Source organism: Methylocaldum sp. (assembly GCF_039794385.1).
Taxonomy (GTDB): Bacteria; Pseudomonadota; Gammaproteobacteria; order Methylococcales; family Methylococcaceae; genus Methylocaldum.
On sequence record NZ_JBDIVO010000296.1, the window covers coordinates 1 to 5,636 of the forward strand.

A 5,636-nucleotide genomic window follows, 5' to 3' on the forward strand; every position below is an offset into this window, starting at 1 on the left:
CACCATAGCCAATCCGTCATACGGCGTAAATACGCGTTTTCCTGACTTGATTAAAACGTCGAGAACACGGCGGCGGACTCCGAACGGTCAAAACACTTTCACCGCCGTGGCTTTAAAACTGACCCAAACTTCCTTCCCCAGTTCCAAACCAAGGACTTGCAGCGACTCGAGTGTAATCCGGGCGTTAAGTTTCTCGCCGATATCGATGGTAATCCTCGCCCGCCCCGCCTCTTCCGCGATCATGATGATACGGCCGCGAAACGAATTACGGAGACTGGAATTCAGAGGTTCCGGGGAGAGCACGATCTCCTCGGGATCGACGGAGAGATGCGATCCCTGATCCAGCGCACGCGGCACCTGTATCGCCAGCTTGCCGGTGTCGAACACGCCGTTTCGTAGCGCTCCGCGAAACAAATTGACGAGCGGCGCCCCGACCGATCTTCCGGCGAAAAGGCTGATGGACTCGTCGGCGAGCGCGATACCCTGCACCTGCTCATGGGTGCTGAACACCACCGTGTTCCCACTTTGCCGCGCATAATTCGAGAGCACCTGCTCGACCAAGCGCACATTACTTTGATCGAGATACGTAAATGGCTCGTCGAACAACAGCACTTCGGGTGCCGGAGCCAGCGCTCTCGCCAAGGCAACCCTCTGTTTCTCGCCTCCGGAAAGCGCCCTGACGGATCGCTTTTCGAATCCGGCAAGTCCCACTCGCTCCATTGCATCCATTGCCCTGCGGTGCCGCTGTTCCTTTCCGATACCGCGCAGCCTCAGTCCCAACTCCACGTTATCCATCACGCTACCCTGAAGCAGATAAGGACTTTGCGCCACCAACCCGACGCGGCGCCGAAGTGCCAGAACGTCCTCTCGCCTGACCGGCTGACCGAAAAAATACATTTCGCCGGCATCCGGATGAATCAGAAAAGCGAGCAGCTCGAGAAGCGTGCTCTTACCGGCGCCGTTCGGACCGATCAGCGCCGTAATCCGGCCGGCGGAGATCGCCAGATGATCGATGGTCAACGCCGGCTTATCGCCATAAGCAAAAACCACGTGCTCCAGCCAATACGCTCGCTTCAACCGGCACTCCGGTCCGCAGATTGCAGTAGCCAATTCACCGAAAACGCGACCAGCAGCAACATCATGCCCAAAGCCAAACCGAGCTCGAACTCGCCTTTACTCGTCTCCAGCGCGATGGCGGTCGTCATGGTACGGGTAAGCCCCTGGATGTTTCCGCCCAACATCATCGCCGTTCCCACTTCTCCGATGGCTCGCCCGAAACCGGCCGCAACCGCCACCAACAGGGCCAAGCGGGTTTCCGACAATACCAGCCCGAACTGCTGCGCCGGGCTGGCGCCTAAAGAGCGCAACGTAGGCAGCAGACGCGGATCGGCGGATTCGACGGCGGTCATCGCAAGATTCATGATGAGCGGAAAAATCAGCACCGCCTCGCCGATGATGACGGCCGTCGGGGTGTACAAAAGAGCGAGTTCGCCCAACGGCCCGCGGCGGCTGAACAACCCGTAAAAAATCAGGCCGATCATAACCGTCGGCATCGCCATCGAAGCGTTCAAGCTCCGCCGCAGGAGCCGTTTTCCCTTAAATTCAATAGACGCCGACCAAACTCCGGCCGGAACCGCGAGAAGCGCTGCGCAAACGGTTGCGGTAAGCGAGATCTCGAGCGATGTCCAGACGATTCGGTAAACCTCGGGATCGAACTGAAAGATTAGACGGAGCGCGGCAAAAAAAGAATCGACAAAGTAGTCCATGAAGGAATAACAGGAGCGGCAGGACCGAATTTTGCGAAAACACGAAAGAACAAGCAAGTTTTCCAGTTACTCTGTTCTCGCGCTCAAAAAATCGACCTGCACGATTCAATCTTCGCTGACGGCCCGTGCTGGCTGACGATACAATAGAATCATTTCTCATTTGGACGTATTCCATCCATCATGCGCACCAGCCAATTTCCGCTCAACACCATCAAAGAAACCCCGGCCGATGCCGAAATCGTCAGCCATAAGCTGATGCTGCGCGCCGGTCTGATCCGCAAGCTAGCCGCCGGCCTTTATACGTGGCTCCCTTTGGGGCTGCGCGTACTCCGCAAGGTGGAAAACATAGTCCGCGAGGAAATGGATCGCAGCGGCGCTTTGGAAGTGCTCATGCCGGCGGTGCAACCCGCGGAGCTCTGGCAGGAATCGGGGCGCTGGGATGTGTTCGGCCCGGAACTCTGCCGATTCAAGGATCGCCACGAGCGCGATTTCTGCCTAGGTCCCACTCACGAGGAAATCATCACCGATCTGGTCCGCAGCGAAATCAAAAGCTACAAGCAGTTGCCGGTCAACTTTTACCAGATTCAAACGAAATTCCGGGACGAGATCCGCCCGCGGTTCGGCGTCATGCGGGCTCGCGAATTCCTGATGAAGGATGCCTACTCTTTCCATCTCGACAAGGACTCCTTGCAGGAAACCTACGACCGGATGTACGAGACTTACTCCCGTATCTTCGAACGGCTGGGACTGCGATTCCGTGCGGTGCTGGCCGATACCGGCGCTATCGGCGGGAGCATGTCCCATGAGTTTCACGTGCTGGCCGATTCCGGCGAGGATGCCATCGCCTTTTCCGACCGGAGCGATTATGCCGCCAATATCGAGATGGCCGAAGCTATCGCTCCCGCCGAAGCGCGTGCGCCTGCGAGCCGTCCCATGGAGAAGATCGCTACCCCTGGCAAGACCAGTATTGCCGAGGTAGCGGAATTCCTGAACGTCCCTGCTGAAAAAATCGTCAAGGCCATCGCCGTGATGATCGGCAAGCGCGACCTCGATAGGGAGTGGGAAGAGTTTTGCCTGTTACTGCTGCGGGGCGATCATGAGCTCAACGAAGTGAAGGCCGGAAAGATCCTCGGCAGTTTCCGCTTTGCCACCGACGATGAAATCGAGCAGCACATGGGCTCTCGGGCGGGCTACATCGGCCCGGTCCAAATGCCCGGCGCGAAAGGAGCCATAAACGTCATCGCCGATCGCCCCGTTCCGGCCATGAGCGATTTCGTCTGCGGCGCCAACGAGAAGGGGTTCCATCTGATCGGCGTCAACTGGGACCGAGACCAACCGGCGCCCCGACATGTCCACGACCTCCGCAAGGTGACGGAAGGCGATCCTAGCCCGGACGGCAAAGGAAATCTCCGCATCGCACGCGGCATCGAAGTCGGGCATGTCTTCCAGCTCGGCACCAAATACAGCGAAGCGATGCAGGCCACGGTGCTCAACGAAGAAGGAAAAAACCAGGCGCTGATCATGGGCTGCTACGGCATAGGCGTGTCACGCGTGGTCGCCGCCGCCATCGAGCAGAACCACGACGAACGGGGAATCGTCTGGCCCGAAGCGCTCGCACCGTTCCAGGTCGCTCTCGTGCCGATCAACATGCACACATCGGAACGGCTGCAGGAGATCGCCGAGCATCTGTACCGCTCTCTTCGGAACGAAGGGATCGAAGTCTTGTTCGACGACCGAAAGGTTCGTCCCGGCGTCATGTTCGCCGACTTGGAACTGATCGGCATTCCGCATCGGGTGGTCGTCAGCGAGCGCCTGCTCGAATCGAATCAGGCGGAATACAAGGGGCGACGGGATGCCGAAGCGATCCAAATTCCGCTGGAGGAAGTCGTGCCGTTCATTCGGGCACGGCTAAACGGCATCGGTTAGCCGCAGTCCGGCGTCCAGCTGCGGGACGCCGGACCGTCCATCCACAGTTTGCGCGGTTTGATCGCGCAAGTTGGAACCGCCCTCGCATGCCCTTATACTATGGCCCCGCTTTTTAAGCGGTAAGGCGCTGAACTTTGGAACCGAACAGTCCGGCATGAATCCTCATCTGCAAAAACTACAGCCCTACCCGTTCGAAAAGCTGTCCGAACTCAAGCAAGGAATTACTCCGCCGGGCGACAAACCTCATATCGCGCTCTCGATAGGCGAGCCCAAGCATCCGACGCCCCACTTCATTGCCGAAAGCCTGATCGCGCACCTTCACGGGCTGGCCAATTACCCGGCCACCAAGGGGCTCTTGGAACTGCGCCGAACCATCGCGGACTGGCTGTCGCACCGGTTTTCCCTGCCTCCGGCGAGCGTGGACCCGGAACGCCACGTACTGCCCTGCAACGGGACCCGCGAGGCGCTGTTCTCGTTCGCTCAGTGTGTCATCGATGCCGCCGAGCAACCGCTGGTATTGATGCCCAACCCGTTCTATCAGATCTACGAAGGCGCAGCCCTGCTGGGCGGTGCGGAACCCTATTTTCTCAATACGACACGAGAAACTGGCTATCTGCCGGACTTCGAATCGGTGCCGGACAAGATTTGGGAACGTTGCCAGCTGATTTACATCTGCTCGCCCGGCAATCCCTCAGGCTCCGTCATTAGCGCCGAGACGCATAGAGCGCTCATCAATCTGTCCGAGCGCCATGATTTCATCATCGCTTCGGATGAGTGTTATTCCGAGATTTATCTTGACGAATCGGTTCCGCCTCCAAGCTTGCTGCAGTCTGCCCATGACATGGGCAATACGGAATTCAAGCGCTGCGTCGTGTTTCATAGCCTCTCCAAGCGTTCCAACGCGCCGGGACTGCGGTCCGGTTTCGTTGCCGGGGATGCCGATATCCTCAAGCAGTACCAGAGGTATCGCACCTATCACGGCTGCGCGCTCTCGCTGCCGGTTCAGCACGCGAGCATCAAAGCCTGGCAAGATGAAAAGCATGTCACGGAAAGCCGAGCGGCGTATCGGCGGAAGTTCTCCGCAGTCCACGAAGTTCTGAAGGACCATCTGGATCTGTCGATACCGCCAGGCGGCTTCTATCTCTGGCCCGATGTCCACCGCGATGATTGCCAATTCGCGCAGGATCTTTATGCGCGGCAAAATCTGACCGTGCTGCCCGGCAGTTTTCTGTCCCGCGAAGCGCATGGGATCAATCCCGGCCAAAATCATGTCCGGATAGCCTTGGTCGCCCCTCTGGAGGAATGCGTGGAGGCTGCCCACCGCATTCGAGAGTTTATTCAATCCATGTAAATCGAAAAGTAAAGCCATGTCCCTAGAAAACATCATCAATGAAGCCTTTGAAGACCGAGCCCAGCTCACTCCGACCTCGACCAGCGCGGTGATCCGTGAAGCCGTTCAGGAAGCCTTGACGTTGCTGGACAGCGGACGCGCCCGTGTCGCCGAAAAGAAAAACGGGGATTGGGTCGTCAATCAATGGCTCAAGAAAGCCGTGCTGCTGTCTTTCCGGATCTCCGACAACCGCATCATGGAAGGCGGCGAGACGAAATATTTCGACAAGGTCGAACCGAAATTCGGCGGCTTCAGGCCGGAACACTTTGCCGCCATGAGCGCCCGCGTGGTGCCGCCGGCGACCGTCCGGCACGGCGCCTACATCGGCCCCGGTGTCGTGCTGATGCCGTCGTTCGTCAACATCGGCGCTTACGTCGATTCCGGCACGATGGTCGACACCTGGGCGACGGTGGGCTCCTGCGCCCAGATCGGCAAGAACGTGCACCTGTCCGGCGGCGTCGGTATCGGCGGCGTGCTGGAACCCTTGCAGGCTGCGCCCACCATCATCGAGGACAACTGCTTCATCGGTGCGCGCTCGGAGATCGTCGAAGGGG

The 5,636-nt window shown here is 58.7% G+C and carries 5 protein-coding genes; 3 read left to right on the forward strand and 2 right to left on the reverse strand.

Translation table 11 applies throughout. From position 1 onward, the window contains the following. Positions 1-87 precede the first annotated feature (87 nt). Positions 88-1,077 (reverse strand): ABC transporter ATP-binding protein, encoded by a 990-nt coding sequence (locus ABJK70_RS19000; protein WP_347258778.1) that lies wholly within the window; start codon positions 1,075-1,077, stop codon positions 88-90. Beyond that, positions 1,074-1,766 (reverse strand): ABC transporter permease, encoded by a 693-nt coding sequence (locus ABJK70_RS19005; RefSeq protein ID WP_077731277.1) that lies wholly within the window; start codon positions 1,764-1,766, stop codon positions 1,074-1,076. The genes ABJK70_RS19000 and ABJK70_RS19005 overlap by 4 nt, the downstream gene beginning before the upstream one ends. A gap of 180 nt (positions 1,767-1,946) precedes the next feature. Between ABJK70_RS19005 and ABJK70_RS19010 the strand changes: the two genes are divergently transcribed. From ABJK70_RS19010 to ABJK70_RS19020, 3 genes are all read left to right on the forward strand, one after another. After that, entirely contained in the window at positions 1,947-3,692 is a 1,746-nt protein-coding gene (locus ABJK70_RS19010) for a proline--tRNA ligase (RefSeq protein ID WP_347258779.1), read from the forward strand. Between the two features lie 154 nt (positions 3,693-3,846). Further along, positions 3,847-5,043, forward strand: a complete 1,197-nt coding sequence (gene dapC / locus ABJK70_RS19015) for a succinyldiaminopimelate transaminase (protein ID WP_347258780.1) — start codon at positions 3,847-3,849, stop codon at positions 5,041-5,043. Positions 5,044-5,059: 16 nt separating this feature from the next. Continuing rightward, positions 5,060-5,636: 2,3,4,5-tetrahydropyridine-2,6-dicarboxylate N-succinyltransferase (locus tag ABJK70_RS19020; protein WP_347258781.1), on the forward strand; the 577-nt coding region annotated here is incomplete at its 3' end.